18 protein-coding genes are annotated in these 22,458 nt (G+C 65.4%); 8 read left to right on the top strand and 10 right to left on the bottom strand.

What is annotated here, in order from left to right; translation table 11 throughout:
• From trpD to trpE, 4 genes are all read right to left on the bottom strand, one after another.
• The gene (gene trpD / locus R2834_15535) at positions 1 to 1,032 is read right to left on the bottom strand and encodes an anthranilate phosphoribosyltransferase (protein ID MEZ4701750.1); all 1,032 of its coding nucleotides are present in this window, start codon (positions 1,030 to 1,032) and stop codon (positions 1 to 3) included.
• Positions 1,029 to 1,631, bottom strand: coding sequence for an aminodeoxychorismate/anthranilate synthase component II (locus R2834_15530; protein MEZ4701749.1), 603 nt, complete (start codon positions 1,629 to 1,631; stop codon positions 1,029 to 1,031). Before R2834_15530 ends, trpD begins: the two co-directional genes overlap by 4 nt.
• Before the next feature lie 5 nt (positions 1,632 to 1,636).
• Positions 1,637 to 2,614, bottom strand: coding sequence for a tryptophan--tRNA ligase (gene trpS / locus R2834_15525; protein ID MEZ4701748.1), 978 nt, complete (start codon positions 2,612 to 2,614; stop codon positions 1,637 to 1,639).
• Positions 2,615 to 2,686: 72 nt separating this feature from the next.
• Entirely contained in the window at positions 2,687 to 4,186 is a 1,500-nt protein-coding gene (gene trpE, locus R2834_15520) for an anthranilate synthase component I (GenBank protein MEZ4701747.1), read from the bottom strand.
• A 354-nt stretch (positions 4,187 to 4,540) separates the two neighbouring features.
• Between trpE and R2834_15515 the strand changes: the two genes are divergently transcribed.
• Positions 4,541 to 4,900: a hypothetical protein gene (locus R2834_15515; protein MEZ4701746.1), complete on the top strand. Its 360-nt coding sequence runs from the start codon at positions 4,541 to 4,543 to the stop codon at positions 4,898 to 4,900.
• Positions 4,901 to 5,141: 241 nt separating this feature from the next.
• Here R2834_15515 and R2834_15510 read toward each other — a convergent pair whose 3' ends face one another.
• Positions 5,142 to 5,795 (bottom strand): methyltransferase domain-containing protein, encoded by a 654-nt coding sequence (locus R2834_15510; GenBank protein ID MEZ4701745.1) that lies wholly within the window; start codon positions 5,793 to 5,795, stop codon positions 5,142 to 5,144.
• Positions 5,796 to 6,044: 249 nt separating this feature from the next.
• On the opposite strand from R2834_15510, the gene R2834_15505 reads away from it, so the two are divergent.
• From R2834_15505 to R2834_15495, 3 genes are all read left to right on the top strand, one after another.
• Positions 6,045 to 7,328, top strand: a complete 1,284-nt coding sequence (locus tag R2834_15505; GenBank protein ID MEZ4701744.1) for a vitamin K epoxide reductase family protein — start codon at positions 6,045 to 6,047, stop codon at positions 7,326 to 7,328.
• 220 nt (positions 7,329 to 7,548) lie between these two features.
• On the top strand, positions 7,549 to 9,576 hold the full coding sequence (tkt, locus tag R2834_15500) for a transketolase (GenBank protein ID MEZ4701743.1): 2,028 nt from the start codon (positions 7,549 to 7,551) through the stop codon (positions 9,574 to 9,576).
• Between the two features lie 176 nt (positions 9,577 to 9,752).
• Entirely contained in the window at positions 9,753 to 11,468 is a 1,716-nt protein-coding gene (locus tag R2834_15495; protein MEZ4701742.1) for an amidase, read from the top strand.
• Positions 11,469 to 11,471: 3 nt separating this feature from the next.
• On the opposite strand, the gene R2834_15490 is transcribed toward R2834_15495, so the two are convergent.
• The 3 genes from R2834_15490 to R2834_15480 form a co-directional block, all read right to left on the bottom strand.
• On the bottom strand, positions 11,472 to 12,587 hold the full coding sequence (locus R2834_15490) for an acyl-CoA desaturase (protein MEZ4701741.1): 1,116 nt from the start codon (positions 12,585 to 12,587) through the stop codon (positions 11,472 to 11,474).
• 237 nt (positions 12,588 to 12,824) lie between these two features.
• A complete protein-coding gene (locus R2834_15485) occupies positions 12,825 to 13,541 on the bottom strand; it encodes a DUF1080 domain-containing protein (protein ID MEZ4701740.1) in 717 nt (238 codons plus the stop codon).
• Between the two features lie 15 nt (positions 13,542 to 13,556).
• Positions 13,557 to 14,417, bottom strand: a complete 861-nt coding sequence (locus tag R2834_15480) for a LamG-like jellyroll fold domain-containing protein (protein MEZ4701739.1) — start codon at positions 14,415 to 14,417, stop codon at positions 13,557 to 13,559.
• Between the two features lie 130 nt (positions 14,418 to 14,547).
• Between R2834_15480 and R2834_15475 the strand changes: the two genes are divergently transcribed.
• Positions 14,548 to 15,741: a hypothetical protein gene (locus R2834_15475; GenBank protein MEZ4701738.1), complete on the top strand. Its 1,194-nt coding sequence runs from the start codon at positions 14,548 to 14,550 to the stop codon at positions 15,739 to 15,741.
• Positions 15,731 to 16,381 (top strand): ABC transporter ATP-binding protein, encoded by a 651-nt coding sequence (locus tag R2834_15470; GenBank protein ID MEZ4701737.1) that lies wholly within the window; start codon positions 15,731 to 15,733, stop codon positions 16,379 to 16,381. The genes R2834_15475 and R2834_15470 overlap by 11 nt, the downstream gene beginning before the upstream one ends.
• 482 nt (positions 16,382 to 16,863) lie before the next feature.
• On the opposite strand, the gene R2834_15465 is transcribed toward R2834_15470, so the two are convergent.
• Positions 16,864 to 17,247: a hypothetical protein gene (locus R2834_15465; GenBank protein MEZ4701736.1), complete on the bottom strand. Its 384-nt coding sequence runs from the start codon at positions 17,245 to 17,247 to the stop codon at positions 16,864 to 16,866.
• Between the two features lie 254 nt (positions 17,248 to 17,501).
• On the opposite strand from R2834_15465, the gene R2834_15460 reads away from it, so the two are divergent.
• Together R2834_15460 and R2834_15455 are read left to right on the top strand one after the other, a co-directional pair.
• Entirely contained in the window at positions 17,502 to 18,788 is a 1,287-nt protein-coding gene (locus R2834_15460) for an O-antigen ligase family protein (GenBank protein ID MEZ4701735.1), read from the top strand.
• 40 nt (positions 18,789 to 18,828) lie between these two features.
• Entirely contained in the window at positions 18,829 to 20,694 is a 1,866-nt protein-coding gene (locus R2834_15455; GenBank protein ID MEZ4701734.1) for an acyltransferase family protein, read from the top strand.
• A gap of 20 nt (positions 20,695 to 20,714) precedes the next feature.
• Here R2834_15455 and R2834_15450 read toward each other — a convergent pair whose 3' ends face one another.
• A complete protein-coding gene (locus R2834_15450) occupies positions 20,715 to 22,217 on the bottom strand; it encodes a serine hydrolase (GenBank protein ID MEZ4701733.1) in 1,503 nt (500 codons plus the stop codon).
• Positions 22,218 to 22,458 lie beyond the last annotated feature (241 nt).

Genomic DNA, 22,458 nt, shown 5'->3' with positions numbered 1-22,458 from the left:
TCAGGCCACCTCTCGCTTGGGCGCCTGGGCCGATACCTCGCGCAGCGCGTCGAGCGCGCGCATCGCCGCGCCGCTATCGAGGCTCTGTCGCGCGGCCTCGAGCGCGTCGTCGACCGTGGGGTAGCGGCCGCTGGTCGAGAGGGCGAAGGCGGCGTTGAGCAGCACGATGTCGCGATGGGGGCCGGCGGTGCCTTCGAGCACGCGGGTCAGGATACCGGCGTTTTCCTCGGCGGAGCCGCCGCGCACGGCGTTGAGTGAGGCCTCGCCGAGCCCGAAGTCGGACGCGCTGATCCGCGACAACGAGGGCGGGGCGGCGGAGCGGACTTCGAACACGCTGGCGGTCGCGGCGGTCGAGAACTCGTCCAGCCCGTCGTCGGCATGGACGGCCACGACGTGCTGGGCGCCGAGCCGGCCCAGGATGGCGGCCATGGTCTCCGCGACGTCCCGGCTGAACGCGCCGACGAGCTGGCGCCGCACGCCGGCGGGGTTGCAGAGGGGGCCGAGGATGTTGAAGAAGGTCCGCACGCCCAGGGCGCGGCGCACCGGCATCACATGCTTCAGGGCGGGGTGGAAATAGGGCGCGAAGATAAACGCGATGCCGGCCTCGCGGAGGCAGTACTCGACGCCTTCCTTGCCGAGTTCGATGTCGACGCCGAGCGCCTTGAGCACGTCCGCCGAGCCGCACTGGGAGGAGATCGACCGGTTGCCGTGTTTGGCGACGGTGACGCCGGCGCCGGCGCATACGAAGGCGGCGGTCGTCGAGATGTTGAAGGTGCCGCTGCGGTCGCCGCCGGTGCCGCACAGGTCGATGGCGTCGGGGTCCGGCGATTCGACGCGCACCGCGTATTCCCGCATGACCCGGGTGAAGGCGGCGAGTTCGTCGAGCGACTCGCCCCGGGCGCGGAGGCCGAGCAGGAATCCGGCGATCTGCTCGGGGCCGGCTTCGCCGCGCATCAGGTGGTGCATGGCCTGTTCGGCCTGCGCCTTGCTGAGCCGGTCGCCGGCGGCGACCGCCGTGAGAATGTCGTTCATGATGCGGCGGGAGTCGGGTGGGAGGAATACGCGTCCACGACGCCGAGCCAGTTGCGAATCATCGCCGGGCCGGCGAGCGTCATGACGCTCTCGGGGTGAAACTGGATGCCAAACACGGGGCGGGTTTTGTGGTTAAGCCCCATGATGATGCCATCGCTCGTCTCAGCCGTTACTTCAAGGGAGTCCGGCAGGGTGGCCGGCGCTACCACGAGCGAGTGGTAGCGGGTGGCCTCGAACGGTTCGGTGAGGCCGGCGAAGAGACCTCGGCCGTTGTGCTCGATGAAGCTCGTCTTGCCGTGCATCAGGCTGGGGGCGTGTACGACATCCCCGCCGAAGACCTGGCCGATCGCCTGGTGGCCGAGGCAGACGCCCAGCACCGGGATGCGGTCGCCGGCGGCGCGGATGAGGTCCATCGTAATGCCGGCCTGATCCGGCCGGCCGGGGCCGGGGGATATGACGATGCCGGCCGGCTGCAGCGCGAGGGCTTCCTCGACGCGCAAGGCGTCGTTCCGGTACACCTCGATATCGGGCGTTTCGCGGCCGATGAGGTGGACGAGGTTGTACGTGAACGAATCGTAGTTGTCGATGACGAGAATCATAGCGTTCAAAGCGTGGTGATGAGCCCGGTGCGTTCGCGCACGCGCTCCATGAACGATTCGGCTTTCGCGCGGCCGCGCTGCGCGCCCTGGCGCAATACGTCGCGGACGTAGTCCGGATCTTCGGCCAGCTTGCGCCGGCGGTCGCGGGCCTCGGCGAAATAGGCGGTCATCAGCCCCAGCAGCTCTTTTTTGGCGTGCCCGTATCCGTAGCCGCCGGCGCGGTAGGCGTCGGCCACGCGCGCCGCCGTCTCGGCGTCCGCGAAGAGCTTGATGAGGGCGAAGACGTTATCCTTATCGGGGTCCTTCGGCTCCTCGAGCGGGGTGGAGTCGGTCACGATCCCCATGATCTTTTTCTTGAGCGCGCTGCCTTCGTCGAAGATGCCGATGGTGTTGTTATAGCTCTTCGACATCTTGCGTCCATCCAGACCGGGAACGACGGCGACGTCTTCGAGGATGTGCGGCTCCGGGACCGGGAAGATCGGGTCGTCCTCGGGGCAATACGTCGCGTTGAAGCGGATCGCGAGGTCGCGCGTCATCTCGATGTGCTGCTTCTGGTCGGCGCCGACCGGCACCAGGGAGCCGCCGTAGATCAGGATGTCGGCCGCCTGGAGGACCGGGTAGTTGAGCAGGCCGGCGTTGGGCATCAGCCCCTGGGCGATCTTGTCCTTGTAAGAAACGCCTTTTTCCAGCTGGCTCACCGGGGTGAGGTTGTAGAACACCCAGGCCAGTTCGGTGACCTGGGGGACGTCGCTCTGGACGAAGAGGTTGGCGCGCTCGGGGTCGAAGCCCAGCGCGAGGTAGTCCAGCGCCACGTCCATCGTATACCGCCGCAGCAGGTCGGCGTCGCGTACGGACGTGAGGGCGTGGTAGTTAACGATAAAGTAGTAGGCTTCGTGTTGCGTGTGCAGCTGGATGTGCTGCCGCAGGGCGCCGAAGTAGTTGCCGATGTGCAACGTACCCGACGGCTGGATGCCGGATACCACAACGGTGGGTGATGAAGATGATGGCATGCTATAAACGACTGCTTTAAACCTTGATCCTTACCCGTTGAACCCTCACAGCAAATCCGATCCGGCCGCCTGGAGCGCTTCGTAGAGTGCGCGGGCCTTGTTTTCGGTCTCCTCGAATTCGCGCCCGGGGTCGCTGTCGGCCACGATGCCGGCGCCGGCCTGAATATAGACATCCTGCCCCTGGACGACCATCGTGCGGATGGCGATGCAGGTGTCCATATAGCCCGAAAAATCGATGTAGCCGACGGCGCCGGCGTAGACGCCGCGCTTCTTGGGTTCGAGTTCGTCGATGATTTCCATCGCCCGCACCTTGGGCGCTCCGCTGACGGTGCCGGCGGGGAAGCAAGCGGCGAGCACGTCGATGGGCGTGATGCCTTTCTTGAGGCGTCCCACGACCGACGAGACGATGTGCATCACGTGCGAATACCGTTCGATGTAGGCGTAGCGGTCCACCTCGACGGACTGGAACGAGCAGACCCGCCCCAGGTCGTTGCGGCCCAGGTCGACCAGCATGAGGTGTTCAGCCCGCTCCTTCGGGTCGGCCAGGAGTTCCTGTTCGAGGCGCTCGTCCTCCGCCGGCGACTTGCCCCGCGGCCGCGTGCCGGCAATGGGCAGCACCTCGGCCTTGTCCATCTCCACGCGCACGAGCACCTCCGGCGAAGAGCCGACGAGGGCGAAGGGGCCGAAATCGAGGAAAAAGAGGTAGGGGGATGGATTGATCTGGCGGAGCGCGCGGTACAGATTGAAGACGTCGCCTTCGATCTGGAGCGTAAACCGTTGGGAGAGAACGACCTGGAAGATGTCGCCTTCGTAGATGTACTGCTTGGCGCGTTCGACGGCGGCCTCGTACGCGCTGCGTTCGGTGGCGGAGCGCAGCGCTCCGCCCTTGAGCCGGATCGGCGCCGGCGGGGCGTACGCGCCGCGGCTCAGCGTGTCGGCCAGCGCGCGAATCCGCTCGTTGGCCTCCGCATGGGCGGCCAGCAGGTCGGTCTCCGGCTCCACGAACGTGGCGGCGATGATGACGAGTTGATGTTTTACGTGATCGAACGCGACCACGGTATCGTAAAAGCACCAGACGGCATCCGGCAGCTTCAGGTCGTCTTCACCGGTGGCGGGGAGCTTCTCGACGAGGCGGACGGTGTCGTAGCCCATATACCCGACGGCTCCGCAGGTCAGCCGCGGGAATCCGGGGATCTTGACCTCCTTGTACTGGCCGAGCAGGTCGTTGAGCGCGTCGAATACGTTGCCGTCGCCGGGAGGCGCCAGCCGCCGGCCGGGCCGGAGCGTCTCGAAGGTGGTCCGCTCGCCGTGGGCGCTCAGGATAGCGAACGGGTCGATGCCCAGGAAGGAGTACCGCGCCAGCTTCTCGCCGCCTTCCACGCTCTCGAACAGGAAGGCGTATTCGCCCTGTTTGCGCAGCGAGAGGAACGCGGAGACCGGCGTGAGCAGGTCGGCGCTGACGCGGCGGTAGACCGGGACGATCATCCGATCGATACCCTGGGCGCGCTGGTCCGAGATGAGATCCAAATAAGCTGTCTGATCCATCGTAGTCGTATAAAAACAAAAAACCCGCTAACTCCATCGAGCAGCGGGCCAACGCCGGAAATAATCCAGATCGAAACGTACTACAAGCCGGTACGCATGGCCGCTGCAAAAAAGCGGCGCCACCAAAGGTTGTTACGGCGCGTAGCGGTATGTGGATTTCGATGCATGCGGGGAAGATACACGCCGCACGCCGGCGCGCGCAAGACCCCGTTGCGATGTTTTTGCGAATTGGCCGCGCGCCGCCCCCGCGTTAAGCAGGGACGGGTGCCGGCGATACTACGGAAGGATTCTGTTAAACAGGATCCGAAGAACTGTTCGCCTTCGTGTCCGAGCAACGATTGACCGCATCCTTTCATGGCTTCACTCCGTTCCTGCTGGCCGCTGCTGATCCTCTTGCTGGGAGGATGTGCACCGGTGTCGTCGCTGTTTGAATCCGAGGATCTCGTGGCGGTCCTGCACAGCAATGTGTCGGATTACACCCTGCTGATCTACCGCCGGCCCGACGGTTTCGAGCGCCGCGTGCTCCGCCACGCCGGCCAGTGTGAACTGATTCTCGAACGGCGGGAAGGCGACCTGTACGTGCTCCGCGAACGCGGCGCCGAGCCCAGGCGCATCGAACCCGAAACCGTGGCCGTACTGAATGCCCGCATCGAGGCGCTCATCTACAGCAAGGACGCCCCCGATCAACCCCGCACCCCGGTGGCGGACACGTGAGCGGGGTTTGAGGATCGAGGATCGAGGTTTAAGGCAAGGGGGATCGCTCGATCACCAGGGCTGATTCCTGCGGGGTGGTACGCGGCACGGGATGCAGGATGCAGGATGTAGGATGCTGGATCAATACGGTTAACAACATGGCCGTGCGTTTGCCCTGGGGACACACCCTCCATAACAAGGTGGGTCGTTGTGGGCATTGCCGCTGCTCCCGCATCCCACATCTCACAACCCGCACCCGCACCTAACCATCCCCCCGAATTCCCGTCACGACTTCGGAAGGAAACGTGAGCTGGCTGACGAAGGTGCGTTCTATGCGTTCGAAGCCGGCTTGGGCCAGTGCCGGCGCGGTCGTGATGCCGCGGCAGCCGCCCAGGATGGCGGGGTGGAGGCGGTAGAGGCCGTCCCAGAGCCGTTGAGGCCACGTTTCGGCGAGGGTCAGGTTCATCTGCACGAGCCGCCCGCCCGGACGCAGCACGCGGTGGAATTCGCGCAGGACCGGGACGAAGTCGGATTCCGGGAGCAGGTCGAACATGTAGCTGTTGACCAGGAGGTCCGCGCTGGCATCGGGAAACGGCAGGGCATACGCATCGCCCAGCTGGAGCCGGTAGTTGGTCAGTCGGCGCCGTTTCATGCGGCGCTCGGCCTGGCGGAGCATCGCCGGCGTGAGGTCGATGCCCTCATTGGTCCCGGAGGGGTTGGCGGCGACGAGGCGGGCGAAGGACAGGGCGGTGCCTACCGCGACCTCAATCAGCGTCTCGCCGTCGCGGATGGCGGCTTTTTCGATGCCCAGCCGGCGCGCGCGGGCTTCGACGAGGACGGCCAGCCAGTCGTGCGTGGGCGCGATCCAGGTGTAGAGCCCCGGTATCGACGACTTGGGGAGGCGGGCGGGAAGCATGGGCGAGGCGTGCAGGGGATCTGGAGTGTGCAAAACGGGGGGGAGATAGGGATGAACGCTCCGGCCGACGCCGTGGCATGCGGTCAGGACGGGGTGAAAATGCGCATGCCGGCGGGGAAATTGCAAACGACGCGCGACGGGCGTCGCGAGACTCGAACCTTGTAGGCCGAATAGGCGTTAAGGTGGCTACGTTTTTGCAAATAATAAGAGGCCAGCGGCTACCCCACCTCGCACCGATTCGTTTTCGTCATGGCAAAAAAGACACGTAAAGAGAAAGAACAGGCTTCCCGTCAGGCGGCCGGAACGGCGGCATCTTCGGCCGGCGCCCTGTCGTCCTATCGCCCGATCCTCGACCGGCTCGTCTTCGCGCTGGGCATCCTGGGGATCATGGTCACCGTCCACCTGTGGATTCAGCAGGGGCGTGGATTCGATCAGGGGTGCTGGGGATTCAACCCGCCGCAGGGCGGCGAACAGCTCTTCAATTGCGAAGCGGTGGTCACGAGCGGAGCCGGCTCCATCCTGGGCATCTCCAACGTGTACTGGGGCATGCTCTTCTACTTCGGCATCGCGGTCATCAGTTTTCTGATCATGCGCGCCGCGCCGGAGTCACTCGCGCTGCTCAAGCGCATCCGCGCGGGGATGATCGGGTTCGGCTTCCTCTACTCGATGTACCTGGTGAACTACCAGATCAACAGCATCGGGGAGCTCTGCGCGCTGTGCCTCACATCGGCGGCGATCGCTACGACGCTTTTCGGGACGCTCGTTTACGACTGGCTCACCGAAAAGGGCAGCGAGACCCGGCTGGCCTCGGCCCGCAAGCTGAGCGGCGAGCCGCGTTTTTATGCCGGCCTGGCCCTGGCGCTGGTGGTGCTCATCGGCGCGGATCTCGCCTACTTCAACAGCCTGCCCGAGCCGCCCCCCAGAGTCGCGGCCACGCCGGTCGCGCCCACCGACGCCATCGCGGATGACAGGCCGCTGAGCTGCGTCTACGATTCCCGCATGGCGGATTACCCCAACTACCTCAATCTCATCTCCCCGACCGATCCGGTGGTGGGCAATCCGGATGCCGATGTGGTGGTGATCGAATACTTCGATCCGAACTGCCCGCATTGCCAGGAACTCCATCCTTTGATGAAACAGATGGTGGCGACGCATAGCGACAGCGTGCGGTTCTATTTCATCCCGTACCCGATCCGCGACTATTCGGTGCCGCAGATCGAAGCGATGTACGCCGCCAACGAACAGGGCAAGTTTACCGAGATGGTCGACGCGCAGATGGCGATGCGCCGCACGACGGGCATCAACATCAGCGAACTGCGCGACATCGCCGAACGCATCGGGATGGATGTGGACAAGATGAACGCGCGCCTTCGGTCGAATGCGTTCCGCCGGCAAATCATCGATCAGCGCGCCAAGGCCCAGGATACCGGCATGAGCAGCGTCCCGACGGTCATCATCAACGGCCGGTTCATGGGGACGCGTTCGCCCGGGTGTTTCGCGCAATTCGTGCAGGAAGCGCAGGCGGCGTTGTAACGCCCCGGACCGGGTGCGATGCCCATGACCCCGTCCCGGGGTGAGGGGGTAACGCGCATCGCGCGAACGCAGACCCGGGTGCGCCGGGCCGGCGCCTAATTATTGTCCGGCCCGCGCCGATACCCTTTCCCGAAACCCGGCGGATGTCTTCCGCCCCCTGTTTGATGCATCCGATGTGTCCGGCGGCATCGATCTATATCAACCGATCTGACGATTTTTTATGGACTCATTGACTCAGGATAAAGCCGTGCAGCAGACCACGCTCACCCAGGATGCCATCAATACCATTCGCTTTCTGGCCGTAGACGCCGTTCAAAAAGCCAACAGCGGCCACCCCGGTCTCCCGATGGGCGCCGCGCCGATGGCCTACGTGCTCTGGCAGAACTTCCTGAAGCATAGTCCGACGAATCCGAAATGGGCGGATCGCGATCGCTTCGTCCTCTCCGCCGGCCATGGCTCGATGCTGCTCTACGCGCTCCTGCACCTGACCGGGTACGACCTTCCCCTCGACGAACTCAAGCAGTTCCGCCAGCTCCACAGCAAGACGCCCGGGCATCCCGAGAACTTCCAGACCGTAGGCGTCGAGACGACAACCGGCCCGCTCGGGCAGGGCGCCGCGACGGCCGTCGGGATGGCGATCGCGGAGCGGATGCTCGCGGCGCGGTTCAACCGGCCGAATTACAAGATCGTCGATCACTACACCTACGTGCTGGTGTCCGACGGCGACCTGATGGAAGGGGTGTCGGCCGAAGCCGCCTCGATGGCCGGCCACCTCGGACTCGGCAAGCTGATCTTCCTGTACGACGACAACGATATCTCGATCGACGGCAGCACGGACATCACCTTCACGGAGGATGTCGGCCGGCGTTTCGATGCGTACGGGTGGCATGTGCTGCACGTGGAAGACGGCAATGACGTGGCGGAAGTCGCCGCGGCGCTCGAAGCGGCGCGGAAGGAGACGGCCCGTCCCTCGCTCATCGTCGTGCGTACGGTCATCGGCTTCGGCAGCCCGAACAAACAGGGCACGTCCGGCATCCACGGCTCGCCGCTCGGCGACGAGGAAGTCCGGCTCACGAAGCGAAACCTCGGCTGGCCCGAAGACGCGACGTTCCGGATCCCCGACGACGTGCGCAAGCACTTCCGCAAGGCGGTCGACGCCGGCAAGCAGGGGGAAGCCGCCTGGAACGAGACCTTCAGCGCCTACCGCACGGCGTTCCCCGATCTCGCGGCCGAGTTCGAGCGCTGGATGGCCGGCGAACTGCCTGAGGGCTGGGAAAACAGCCTGCCGACGTTTGGCGTCGACGAAAAGTCGGCCTCCCGCGTCTCCGGCGGCAAGGTCATGAACGCGATCGCCCCGGTGATCGAAAACCTCGTCGGCGGCTCGGCCGACCTTACGCCGTCGAACAACACGGGGCTGAAGGGCGAGGGCGATTTCCAGCGGGATTCGCCGGAAGGACGCTACCTGCGCTTCGGCGTCCGCGAACACGGCATGGCGGCCATCTGCAACGGCATCAGCCTGCACGGCGGCCTGCGTCCGTTCTGCGGTACCTTCCTGATCTTTAGCGACTACATGCGGCCGGCGCTGCGCCTGAGCGCCCTCATGCGCCAGCCGGTCATCTACGTGCTCACGCACGACTCCATCGGGCAGGGCGAGGACGGTCCGACGCACCAGCCGATCGAGCACTACATGTCGCTCCGCGCCATCCCGAACCTGAACTTCATCCGCCCGGCCGACGCCAACGAAGTGGCGGAAGCCTGGCGCACGGCCATCGCCTCCTCGGATCGCCCGACCGTGCTGGCGTTCAGCCGGCAGAACCTGCCGACGCTCGACCGCACGAAGTACGCGCCGGCGTCGGGCGCCCGCAAGGGGGCGTATGTGCTGAGCGACTGCGAAGGCACGCCCGAACTGATCATCATGGCGACAGGCAGTGAAGTCCATGTCGCCCTCGGCGCCGCCGAGCGCCTCACGAGCGAAGGGCGCCGCGTCCGGGTGGTGAGTATGCCGTGCTGGGAGCTTTTCGAGGAGCAGACGCAGGCCTACCGCGACAGCGTGCTGCCGCCGAACGTCCGGAAACGCCTCTCCGTCGAGGCCGGCGTGACGATGGGCTGGGAGCGCTATGTGGGCATGGACGGCAAGACGTTCGGGATCGACCGCTTCGGCGAGTCGGCCCCGGGCAACGACCTGTTCAAGTATTTCGGCTTCACGGCCGACAATATCGCCGCCGAAGGGCGTTCGCTTCTCGGCTAATGGCCGCCCGGGCCCTGGCCCGGTTGTGTACGTACAGGATGCAGGATGTCGGATGGCCCAGAGGGCGTCCGGCATCCTGCATCTTTTTTTGCGGCAGCCTCCTCCCCATAAGCCCCTCCATTTCCACGTTCGCTGTCGTACTTTTCGGGCGTATCGTTCACCAGATCACGCCTCGCATGCCGCTCGATCGTCGTCGTTTTCTCGCCCGCTTGTCGGCCGCCGGATTTTCGGGCGGACTGTTTCCCGGAGCCCTTTATACGGTCGCGGCGCAGGGCGCGGCGGAGGATGAGGCGGAGATTACGGTGGAGATGATCGAGCAGGCCGAGCAACTCGCCGGCCTGTCATTTACCCCGGAGCAGCGCGCCATGATGCGCGACGATCTCCAGCGCAACCGCGAGGGGTTCCGAGAGATGCGGGCGTATCCGCTTGTCAACAGCGTCGCGCCGGCCCTGCAGTTCGACCTGCGCGCCGGCGGGGCCACGATACCCCAGGGGCCCGTGCGGCGGTTGACGGACTGGTCTCCGCCGGCCACGGCGCTTCCGGGGTCGGACGAGGATCTGGCCTACCTGTCCGTCGCCGGCCTCGCGTCGCTGCTGAAGACCCGCAAAATCACCTCGCTCCGCCTGACGCAGTTCTTTATCGATCGGCTCAAGCGTTACGACGAGCGGCTCCATGCGGTGATTACACTGACGGAAGAGCGCGCGCTGGCGCAGGCGCGGGCGGCCGACCGGGAGCTGGACGCCGGCCGCTGGCGCGGGCCGCTCCACGGCGTGCCCTGGGGGGCCAAGGACCTGCTTTCCGTGCGGGGCTACCGGACGACCTGGGGCGCCGCGCCGTACCGCGACCAGGAGATTGACGCCGACGCCGACGTGGTCCGCCGGCTCGACGACGCCGGCGCCGTGCTCGTCGCCAAGCTGACGCTGGGCGCGCTGGCGATGGGGGATGTCTGGTTCGACGACATCACGCGCAACCCCTGGAATCTCGATCAGGGATCGAGCGGGTCGTCCGCCGGACCGGGTTCTGCCGTCTCGGCCGGCCTCGTGCCGTTCGCCATCGGGTCCGAGACGCTGGGCTCCATCGTGTCGCCGAGCACGCGCAACGGCATCACGGGGTTGCGGCCCACGTTCGGGCGGGTGAGCAAGGGCGGCGCCATGGCGCTGTCCTGGTCGATGGACAAGCTGGGCCCGATGTGCCGCTCGGCCGAAGACTGCGCGCTGGTATTCGATGCCATCCATGGACGCGGCGAGGGCGACGCCACAAGTTACGACGCGCCGTTCGCATGGGATCCATCGCGCGCGGCCTCGATCCGGGTGGGGTATCTGGCGTCGGCGTTCGAAGAAGACTACGCCGGCAAGCAGGCCGATGCCGCCACGCTGGACGTGCTGCGGTCGCTGGGGTACGACCTGAAGCCGATCGCGCTCCCGGACCGGCCCATTGGCGCCATGCGGATGCTGCTGATCGTGGAGGCCGCCGCGTCGTTCGACGCGTTGACGCGTTCGGGGCGGACCGACTGGATGGTCCGGCAGACCGCGGGGTCCTGGCCCAACTCCTTCAGGCAGGCGCGATTCATCCCGGCGGTGGAATACGTGCAGGCCAACCGCCACCGGACGCTGCTGATGCGGGACATGGAGGCGGTGATGGCCGACGTCGATGTGTTTGTATCGCCTTCGTTCGGGGGCGGCACACTGCTGACGACCAACCTGACCGGCCATCCGGCCGTCTGCGTTCCGAACCGGTTCGATCCGCTTGAAAACCCGCCGGATCAGCGCCGGCGCGCGCCCGGCAGCATCACGTTCATCGGCGGGCTATTCAAGGACGCCGAGACGCTGGCGGTGGCGCACGCGTATCAGCAGGCGACCGACTTCCACCTCCGGCGCCCCGCGCTCGAGTGACCGTCAGGAAACGGCGACCGGTTCGGGGACGGGCGTCGGCTGGGGATTGCCCAGCGTCTTCAGCATGCGCAGGTGCGAGGCCACGGCTTCGCGCAGCGTGGGATGGTGGTGATACGGGATGCCGTGCTCCCTGGCCACCTGTTCGACGATCGGGCTGATCGCGGGGTAGTGGATGCTGCACACCTTGGGGAAGAGGTGGTGCTCGATCTGGAAATTGAGTCCGCCCACGTACCAGCACAGGAGCTTGTTCGAGCGGCCGAAGTTGGCCGTGGTCTTCATCTCGTGCACGATCCAGGCGTCTTCCATCGAGTCCCCGTTTTTGCTCGTGAAGTGCTCGGGGCCTTCGACGACGTGCGCCAGCTGGAAGACGACGCCGAGGATGAAGCCGGCGGTCAGGTGCATCGCCAGGTAGCCGATGGCGAATTGCCACCAGGTCACATCGAGCACCATCAGGGGAATCACGATGGTGTAGACATAAAAGAGGACCTTCATCCCGAGCAGGATGGCGATTTCGCGGGGGGGATGTTTTACGTTGCGGTAGGGCCCGAGGCTGGAGCGCAGGAGATACATGTAATCCTTCGCAAATACCCAGTTCAGCGTCGAAAATCCGTACGCCGCCAGGCCGTAGAGGTGCTGATAGCGGTGGATGGGTTTGTGCTCGGATTCGGGCGACAGCCGGAGGAGCGGGGAGACTTCCAGGTCTTCGTCGATCCCCTGGATATTGGTATAGGTATGGTGGATCACGTTGTGCGTGATCTTCCAGAGATAGCCGTTGGCGCCGAGCAGGTCGAACGACAGGCCGAGCAGCGTGTTGACGCGCTGGTTGGACGAGTAGGCGCCGTGGAGCGCGTCGTGCGAGATGGAGAAGCCGATGCCGGCCATGCCGATCCCCATCAACACCGCCAGCCCGAGCATCTCCCAAGGGCTGAACCGATTCGTGAGGATAAGCGCGTAGGGGCCGAAGGTCATCAGCAGCATGGCGAACGTCTTAAAAAACATCGCCCCATTGGCCTTTCGGGAAATCTGATGCGTGTCGAAATACGCATTTACCCGCTTTTTTAGATCCGAAACGAACGATTGCGACTGCTGATTGTCGAATTTTACGGCGTTGAGTTCCACGTTGTGAAAGGGCTTGTTTCAGAGGATGCAAGCGGGTCCCGCGCTCCTGCGGGGGCGACCCCCGGCAGAAAGCGCACCGGAGTATAGGCGCTGAACCCTGCTATTTCCTAATTCCACCGGGAGGTTTTGTCTGGATTTTTGATGGTTTCGCCCTCACCGACACCCATCCGGACGCCGATAGGGCCGACGGGGGGGGCGATGTTGACCAGGCCGAAGGAACGCGGGGGCTGGAGGAGCTCAGGGAAGCCGGCGGATTCGGATCTTCCTGAATTCGACCGGGGCGCCCTCCGCCTCCAGGCAGAGGTGACCCCGCGACGGATGGGCGCCGGTGCCGCCGGAGACCTCCTCGCCGTTGACCCAGAGCCGCACCTCGCCGTTGATGGCCCGCACGTAGTAGTGATTCCACTCGCCGACGCCGTGGCTCAGGTTTTTGCGCGGGAAGCTGCGCACGCCGTTCGGGGAGGTCGGCGGAAACGGCGTGAGCACCGAGTGCCCGACGGGGAAGATGTCGCCGTTGGTGGTGAACCAGTCGGCCGCATTGCCGCTTCGTTCGATGTATTGCCGGGTGTAGCCGTGGTCGAGCATCTGGACCTCGATGCCGTAGTCGGGCAAGTTGCCGGGGGGGAGGCCGGCCAGCGCCTGCAGCGGCACCCAGACGAACACGCCCGAGTTGCCCGCCGATTCGAGATGACGCCATTCGACGATCAGCTCGAAGTTTTCGAATGCCTCCCGGGACCGGTACACGCCGATGGGGTTGCCGGTCGTGCGTACCAGGGTGCCGTCCCACGTCCACGTGTCGGGATCGCCGTTCACATCCACGAAGTCTGCCTCGGTGAGGTCTTCCCAACCGGGGCCGGCGCCGTCGATCGTGGCGGCCCGCTCGGTTCGGACTCCGGGCGCCGAGGCGACGCAGCCGGCGAGGGCGAGAAGGAGAAGCAGGGTGAGTGCGCGCATGGCAGGCGAAGGGTTTCAGGGACGGAACAGGTCGGATGCGGGTTGCTCGTACAGGGTCTGGATGTCGCCGGCTTCCAGGGCGCGATCGAAAACGGCGACCTCGTCGATCAGGCCGGTGTAGTGCCGGCCCAGCAGCATCACGGCCCGGTCGAGGTCCCAGGTGAGCCGCAGGTCACGGCCTTCCAGGCTTCCGACCGGGCGTCCGTTCAGATAGCCGGTGATCTGCCCGCCGCCGGTATTCAACTGCTCGAAGACGAGCGCTATATGCGTCCAGGCGTCGCCGGAGAACGGCGGGTCGGCCACGTCGATCATCGGGCGCATCGCCGGCGCGATGTCATCCCAGGGGATCTGCTCCGGGTTCCAGACCGCCTTGTCGGCAAACGCGGCGAACCGAAAATGGCGGGGGACATCGTCCTGGGTCAAATCGACGTACAGCGCGGCGTCATCCCAGTTCTTGTCCGTCACCACGAAGGGGTCGCTGTAGCCGGGCGCCAGCCCGGTCTCCGGATCGACCTTCAGCCACAGCGAAAACGTGCCCGACCAGTCGGATGCCGCATAGGGCACATTGCCCGCGGCGCGGTAGAGGACGACCGGGTTCCAGTCGCTGGCCACGCGCAGGGCATGGCCGGCGCGGCCGCCGGGGACGCGCCGGGCCAGCGGGTTTCCGGTCGAGAGCGGTTCGCGGGCATCGAGGGCGTCCGGCGTCGGCGCGACGTAGAGCACGGAGTCGCCGGCGGCGATGTCGGCGCTCAGGCCGGCATCGAATGAGGCGTAAAAGACAGGGTGTAGCCGTGCCGGTGGTTCCGGTGCGCAGGAGGCGGCGATGCCCAGGAGCAGCAGCGAGGCACAACGTGCGATGAGGCGGGGCGCTGGCATGGAATCCGTGCCGCGGGGCGGCGTAGGTGTCAGGGGACGGAAGTATACGTCGCGCCGGCTACATGCCCAAGCGCGGGGATCCTGCGGACTTTTCGGCCCTTTAAGGGGGGCATTCAACCGAATCCCCTCCGTGTTACCTCGCCATTCCAATCGTTTCTGGGCCGTGGCCGGCCCGGGCGCGGCCTTTGCCGGCCTCATGGCCTATGGGAGCGACCCCGCCTCGTTGCGCTGGTTCATGGAATACCTGGTTCTGCTCGGCATCGGGGTACTCGGTTCGTCGCTCCCGCATCTCGCGCTGCCGGACCCCCAGCAATTTCTCAAACAGCTCGGCAACCTCGCGCCGGCCGCGCTGGCAGCGAGCCAGTGGCGGGCGTGGCGGCCGGTCGTGCTCGGGTTGCTCGTTCCGGGGGTGGTCCTGGCCCTCTGGCCGCCGTGGGATGCGACGCGCGTCCTGCGGGGTGCCGCCTACGGACTCACGATTGGAGGGGTGGGGATCTACGCCTTGCTGCACTACCACAAACTCGGTCCGCTTTCGCAGGCGTGGAGTGAGGCCCGGCGGGGCGATGCGTACCGATGGATCAAGGAAAACACCCCCTACGGGGTGCCGCTGCCGGATGGTCTGGTGCCGGCGTTCATGAGCACGTCGCGGATCTATGGAGTCGGGGTGGCGGCGCATCTGGCGAGCCGGCTCCTGGAAAGCATCCATCCCGCGCTGGCCCTGGCGCCCGGCCTCGTGCTGGCGATCGGGATGGGGATCCGGTGGCAACAGGCGCGGGGGCGGTTCGACCGGCTTTATTACCATAGCAACGCCTTCTTCCGGGAGATCTTTACCGCCGGCCGGCTCCATGTGTCGGATGCGCGCCCGCTGCCGTACGAAAGCCTCTACTGGATCCCATCTCGGTTGCGACCGGCCGCCTGGCTCGCACTCGTTCAGCTCGACCGGCGGGCGCCACTGGGGCGCCTGACCGCGCTTGGCCACCTGCTGCTCTGGGTGATGGTGTATCGCGACGCCCCGCCGGCCGCGGCGGCGGTCCTCCTCGGCGTGATCGTCGTCGGGCAGAAGCTGGCTGCCGTGCGCGGATTGGGCGCCACATCGCTCCCGCCGGCCCTGCAGCGGCAGTACCTGCCCCGTGCCGACTGGCGGCGCGTGCGCGCCTGGATTCATGGACGTTGGACGCTATCCCTGGCGCTCAGCCTGGGCCTGCTTGCGCTCGTGTCGCAGGCCTGGACCCCGGCGCAGGTCGTGCTCTGGGTCGGCGTCGACATCGCCGGCGGCCTTGTGGCTGCGTTCGTTGCACAACCAAAGGATGCTTATGCTGGCTAAACCGCTCGTTCTCGAGGCCATCACGAAACGCTACGGCACGCGCCCGCCGGTGATCGACGGGTTTTCGCACCGCTTCGAGCCGGCGACCGCTACGGGGCTGGTGGGGCCGAACGGCGCCGGCAAAACGACGCTGCTCCGCATGCTGTGGGTGCTCGCCCACCCGAGCGATGGACATATCCGTTATGGCACGATCGATATCCACGAAAAACCCTACGAATACCTCGCCGAGGTGGGTATCGTGCACGACGAGGATGCGCTCCCGCTGCACGCCACGGCCGTCGAGTTTCTCTCGTTCGTGCTGCGTCAACGCGGGCAGTGGGGGGCGGACGCCCGCGCCCGCATCGACGCGCTGCTGGATGTGCTGATGCTGGACGAGCACCGGGAGGAACTGATCGCGACCTATTCGACCGGAATGCGGAAGAAGACGCAGATCGCGGCCGCGCTGATCGCCGGGCCGGCGCTGCTGCTGATGGATGAGCCGTTCCGCGGACTCGACGTGGCCACGCGGGATGCCGTCACCGGGCTCCTCAAACGCTTCAAGGCGGACGGCGGCTCGATCGTAATGTCCAGCCACATGCAGGATACGATCGATGCGCTTTGCGACGAGACGATCGGGCTTGGGAAACGGTCGTCCACATAACGGACACGCCTATCAGGGCATACGCGCGCCGGCGTGTCTGCAAACAGGGTCTCGACGCCGTACATGGCGCCGCGCGCTTTAGTGCGCCGGCCGGGAGCCGATAAAAAACGAAAGGGGTAGGCGCGAACCTACCCCTTGATCGTCTTTACAGGGATGTGTTGGGATCGATCAGTAGCGATCGACGACGCCCATGGATTCGGCTACAGGATCGGTTTCGCCGCCGAAGAGGAATTTCAACAGGGAAGCTAGCATAGGGGTACTCGGTATGACGTTGGGGGGGAATGCGTGGCCGCGGTGCCGGCGCTGAGACCCGAAGAACAGGCGAACATCGGGTGCGCGGTCCACGGCGCGTGCGCATGAGTAACAAGTGGTGTATCGGCGGGAATCCCGGCCACTTAAGGGCCTTTTCATATCCTGTAAGAAAAATTCGATTCGGGCCGTTTATCGCCGAAAATCGACTGAAATAGCCGGTCCCGGTCGCGTCAGGTGTCGAGTCCCGATGCGCGGAAGAGCAGGTAGCTGAAGGCGGCGGCCAGGATGAGGTACAAGACGAGGAGCGCGACGACCGGCGCGTTCCCAGCGTGGGTATATGCGGCATTGAGCAGTACCATCGCGCCGACGAAACTGTGCGCCTGGTTGCCGGCGACGACGGCGCGCCCATAAATACCGCCCAGCGGCAGCGACCGGGCGGTCCAGTTCATCGCGCCGAAACCGATCAATGCGGCTCCCCATAGCGCGACGACCAGGTGGCTTTCTCCGCCGAGGGCCGCGGCCATTTCTTGCGCGGCGAAGAGCATCAGGAGCCCGCCGGCCCCCATCAGTCCGGCGGATACATGCATCAGGATGGAAATCAGGCGTTTTTTCATCGTGCGGGTGTGGCGAGGTCGGTGATTGATCAGGATGGAAGGTGACCCGGGGAGGGGAGCGATACGGCATCCGGTCGAAATGGATACACGGGATGCGCCGTTGGCTGGGGGCGGATGCGCCTTTGTAGGGACGCCGGCGGCCGCCGACACGCGTAACTTCGCGGATTGCCTCCTTGACGTCGAGGCTTATCCCCGGGAAAATGGTGTTTCCACATGCACCCCCGGGCTCTAAAGGCACTGATCCGCACTCCGAGATGCGCGCAATTGAACACCGGATCGTCGGTACGTATTCTGAATCGAGCTACGAGAAATGGGCGCGGGGAGCCTTTCTGGTCTATCTGTTTTTTACGTTTTTCGGTACCTCGGCGCCCTTCCCGGACTTTACGTCGGATCCCCGCGACATCGAGACGTCCAACCCGCTTAACCAGCTCCAGTCGCTCCTGTTCGTCGTCTCGATGGCTTCGCTCGTAGGCAAGCAGGAACAGGTTCGCACCTTTGTCCGCACCGAAAAATACCTCACCCTGCTCCTGGCATGGTGCCTGCTGAGCGTGGCCTGGTCGCCGTATCCGATCGTATCGATCAAGCGCTGGATCGGCCTGTTCGGCGAGGTGATCATCTGTCTGGCCGCCCTGCTGCATTTTCGATGGTCGGAAGAAGCGCTCCGGTATTTTCGGCCCATCCTGTTTTTGTATATCCCGCTCAGCATCCTGGCGGTGCTCTTCATCCATGAAGCCACCCAGTGGGAATTTCCGGCCTGGCGCGGTCTGGCGCCGACGAAAAACAACCTCGGCCAGATCACGCTGTTCAGCATCGTACTCTGGTGCGGCATCATCCCCTACAACCGGAAACGCCTGATCAATCTGACACACTACGCGATGCTGGCGCTGACGGTCATCCTGTTTATCGGGGCGCGCAGCACGACGTCGTATCTCGCCGGCCTGGTTACGCTGGGGGTGCTCCTGATCACCCGCGCCAGCATGTGGCTCGAGCAACCGTTGTTCACGCGGGTCTACACCACGGCGCTTCTGACGGGGATGGTGCTGATCGGGACGATCATTGTCGTCGGCGCTCCCGATTTGCTCGCTTCGTTTTTCGGGTTGTTCGGGAAAGACCTCACCTTTACCGGGCGCGTCGACCTCTGGCAGACGGTGATCGCGATGAACGAGGGCAAGTTTCTGACGGGCTGGGGGATCGGTGGCTTCTGGGTGATGGACAGCCCGCATCTCGTGCCGCTTTTCGAGACCTTTCCGTGGCTGCCGAACCAGGCGCACGAGGGGTACATCGACATGCTCAGCCAGACGGGTCTGGTGGGGCTTTCGCTGCTGCTCGTTATGATCGCGGCGTATTTCAAGCGGCTGGGCCGGCTCAAGAAAGGTCAGGTCTGGAAGTGGCTGGTGATCAGCCTGCTGGTGTTCAACCTCCAGGAGTCGGTGTTTTTCCGCCCGAGGCATATCGGCCATTTTATGTTCGTGTTCGCATATATCGCCCTCCATGTCGACCTCATGAAAGAGCAGGGGGGGAATCGATGGATGGGAAGGTGACCGGGATGCGCGTGCGCTGCCCGATCGGAGGCGCGGCGGGATGTTGAACTACCGACCGGATATCGACGGGCTGCGCGCCGTCGCCGTGCTCGCGGTGCTCGGTTTCCACGTCATGCCGGCGCTGGTTTCGGGGGGCTTTGCGGGCGTGGATGTGTTTTTCGTCATCTCGGGATTTCTCATTACGGGGATTCTGTGGCGCGACCTGGAGGCCGGCCGGCTCTCGTTGGCCTCGTTTTATGCGCGCCGCATTCGCCGGCTTTACCCCGCGCTCGTCGCCGTCATCCTGGTGTCCGCCGCCCTCGAACTCTCGATCGGTCTGCCCGACGAGGTGCGCACCTATGGATGGAGCGCCATCTCGGCGGTGTTCTATTTCTCGAACCATTTTTTCCTCGCGCAGAACGACTATTTCGACGAGAGCCTGACCTACAATCCGCTCCTGCATACCTGGTCGTTGTCGGTCGAAGAGCAATTCTATCTAGTCTTTCCCTTGTTGCTGCTGGTGCTGTTTCGGGCCGGCAGACGCCGCGCGCCGGTCCTGCTCGGGGCGATCGCACTGGCCTCGCTGGTGGCGGCCGAGTGGTTGCTCCGCACGAACGCCTCCGCCGCCTTTTTCCTGATGCCCACGCGGCTATGGCAGCTGCTGCTCGGGGGGTGGCTGGCCCTGCGCCCGATCGATATCCGGTCGCGGTTCGCGCGTGAGGGCGCCGGCGTGGCCGGCTTGCTGCTCATCGCCGGGGCGTCGATGGTTTATTCCGAAGGGACGCCCTTCCCGGGGCTGTACGCGCTCGCGCCTACCGTCGGGGCGGCGATGCTGCTTGTCGCCGGCCGGCAGCCCGGAACGGTCGCATCCCGACTCCTTTCGTGGTCTCCGGCGCGCTGGATCGGGAAGATCTCCTACTCGCTGTATCTCTGGCACTGGCCGATCGTGGTATTTTATCGGTTGCAGGTGAGCCCGGAGCCGTCGGCGACCGAGCGATACGGGCTGATCGCGGCGTCGGTGCTGGCGGGCTATCTCAGCTGGCGCTTTATCGAGCAGCCGTTCCGGAACGCCGGCGCCGGCGCGTCCCGCCCGGTTTTCCTCGGTGGCGCCATCGCTACGGCAGTCGTGGCGGTTGTGGGCCTGACCTTCGTGCTGACCGATGGCGGAAAAGAGCGCTTTTCGGACGACCAGCTCGGCTATATCAGCTTTCTCGATTACGACGCTGATCCGTACTTCAGAACGAATACGTGTTTTCTCACGAGCGCGTCGGACGACCTCTCCCTGTTCGATGAAGGGACGTGTCTGCACTATGACGCCGCGAAACGCAATGTGATGATCGTGGGCGACAGCCACGCCGCCCAGTATTATGCCGCCTTCGCGCGGCGACTGCCGAACGTGCAGTTTTCGCAGGTGACGGCATCCGGATGCCGGCCGCTGATGAACTACAGCGGCGAGTCGCGGTGCACCGAACTCGTGCGACGCGCGTTTGAGCAATTTCTCGAGGCAAATCCCTACGACGCCGTCATCCTCGCCGGCCGCTGGGAGCCGTACGATGTCGAGGCGCTGCCGGAGACGGTCCGCTGGCTGTCCAACCGGGTCGGCCGCGTCATCGTGCTCGGGCCGATCATCGAATACCGGCAGGCCCTGCCGCGGCTCCTCGCCCGGTACACCCCGGGCGATAGCGAGATCGAAGCGGCCCAGGTCTTCGCCGACGTCGACGCCACGGATCAGGCCATGCGCGCCGCGATGGATCGCGCGCCGGGCACCTACTTCTCGATCCTCCACACGCTCTGCGACGGCCGGGATTGCCGCATGCTGGCGTCCAATGGCAAGCCGCTCCAGTTCGACGCGTCCCACCTCACCTTCCAGGGCGCGTACGACGTCGTGGACGCGCTGATCGGTCAGGGGCTGTTTCAGACGCCGTAGGCCGGCAGGGCGCCTTCGCGCTACCGACCGTCCAACCGCTCCAGCAACGCGCGCGCTTCTTCCGCTTCGTCCTCGACATCCAGTTTGAGTACCTCCTCGAGGTACGCCCGGGCCTTTTCGGGGTCGCGTTCGGCCCAGAGCCGGCCGAGGCCGGTGCCGGCCCAGGCCTGGAATAGGGCGTGCAGAAAATCGGGGGCCTGATCGGGGAGCACCAGGATGCGTTCGTACAGCGCGATCGCGCGGTCGTCCTCGCCGGCGTTTTCGTAGAGCATCGCCATCGGCCACAGGATCCATCGGTTCAGCGGATGATCCGGCAACAGGCGCTCTCCCATCGCGACGGCGGCGGCGGTCATCGCAGGGTCCTGGGATTGCAGCAGCGGAATGAGCAGCCCTCCATTCGGTTCGCGGGCGTAGGCGGGGTAGCGGGAGGTGAGGAGATCCCAGGTCGCGCGCGCGGCGGTCCGGTCACCGCGCCGGATGTCGACGAGCAGATGGCCCGTCAGCTCCTCGGCGAAGCGGTATGGCGACGCGCGCTCCAGCAGGTCGAGCTGTTCCGCGAGTTCGGTCCCCCGGTCCGGCGCGGCGAGTGGGGCGCCGGCCGGCGAAAACGCGAACAGGCGGATGCATGCCATCGCGAACGGGGATAGCCGGACATCCCCCATCAAAAGACGGAAAGGGTCGCTGAGGACGTTTGCGTTGGCGAGGAGGACGAACGTGAACCCGAGATCGGGCAGCCGAAGTAAGAGCGCCCCCGAATGGTCCGGATCGTCCTGCCCGAAGCTCCACACCACGCGTACCCCCTGGACGGTCTGGCTGAACCATCCGAGTCCGACGGGCAGCGGATCGTGGGTGGTGACGGATACCTGTGGAGACATCAGCGCCTGCTGCATCGCCGCGCTGAGGAGCAGGCCCTGGTCGAGGGCCCGGGCGTAGGCGGCGAGGCCGTCTGCGGTGGAGACGAGGCCGGCGTGGGCGCCGAGATTCGGCGAGGGATACCATCGCATGCCGGCGACCTGCATGATGCGCTCGCGGATCATGGACTCGAAGGGCCGGCCCGTCGCGGCGGCGAGGATGTCGGCGAGCCGCGCGTATCGCATCGTGCTGTACACGAACTCGGCGCCGAGCCGGCCTTCCGATGTATGGGTGAGCAGGTGGTAGATCGTTGTTTCCGGGCTCCCCTCGTAGTCCGGCAGGTAGTCGGTCACCGGGTCCGTGAGCGCGAGTTCGCCGTTTTCGACGGCCTGCATGATCAAGACCGCCGTGAGCGATTTGGTGACGGAGGCGATCCGGAGGGGCGTGTCCGTGGCGAAGGGCCGGCCGTTCCGCGTGGTCCCCATGGCGCTGCGGTAGATCGCCTCGCCGTCGTGCACGACGACCATCGCCAGCCCCGGTATATCCAATCGTTGTCGCAGCCCGTCGATCTCGACGCTCAGCGCTTCGGCTTGAGGTAGCCACGGCGAAGCGGGCTGGGCCAATGCGGGCAGGGTGGCGGCCAGGAGGCCGGCAAGAAAAACGAGGCGCATGGTTGCGACGTGTTGGTACAGAAGGCGAACGCCCGAACAGACGGCGCGCGCCGGCTTTTTGTTGCGCCGGCGGGCGCTTGCCGGAAGTGCAGCGGGTGGGGCTACCGGAAGGGCCGATACAGGATGGCGTACGGGTGTCTTTCCCGCGGCATGGAAGCGACGCCCGTGCGGCGTTCAAACGGATTTGTGGCGGTAGGATGCGTCGGTGGCGCAGGAATTCAGGAAGCTTTGGCTACGTCAG

The organism is Rhodothermales bacterium (assembly GCA_041391505.1).
Classification (GTDB): Bacteria; Bacteroidota; Rhodothermia; order Rhodothermales; family JAHQVL01; genus JAWKNW01.
The sequence above is the reverse complement of the archived record's forward strand: the minus strand, read 5'-3'. Positions and strand labels throughout refer to the sequence as shown.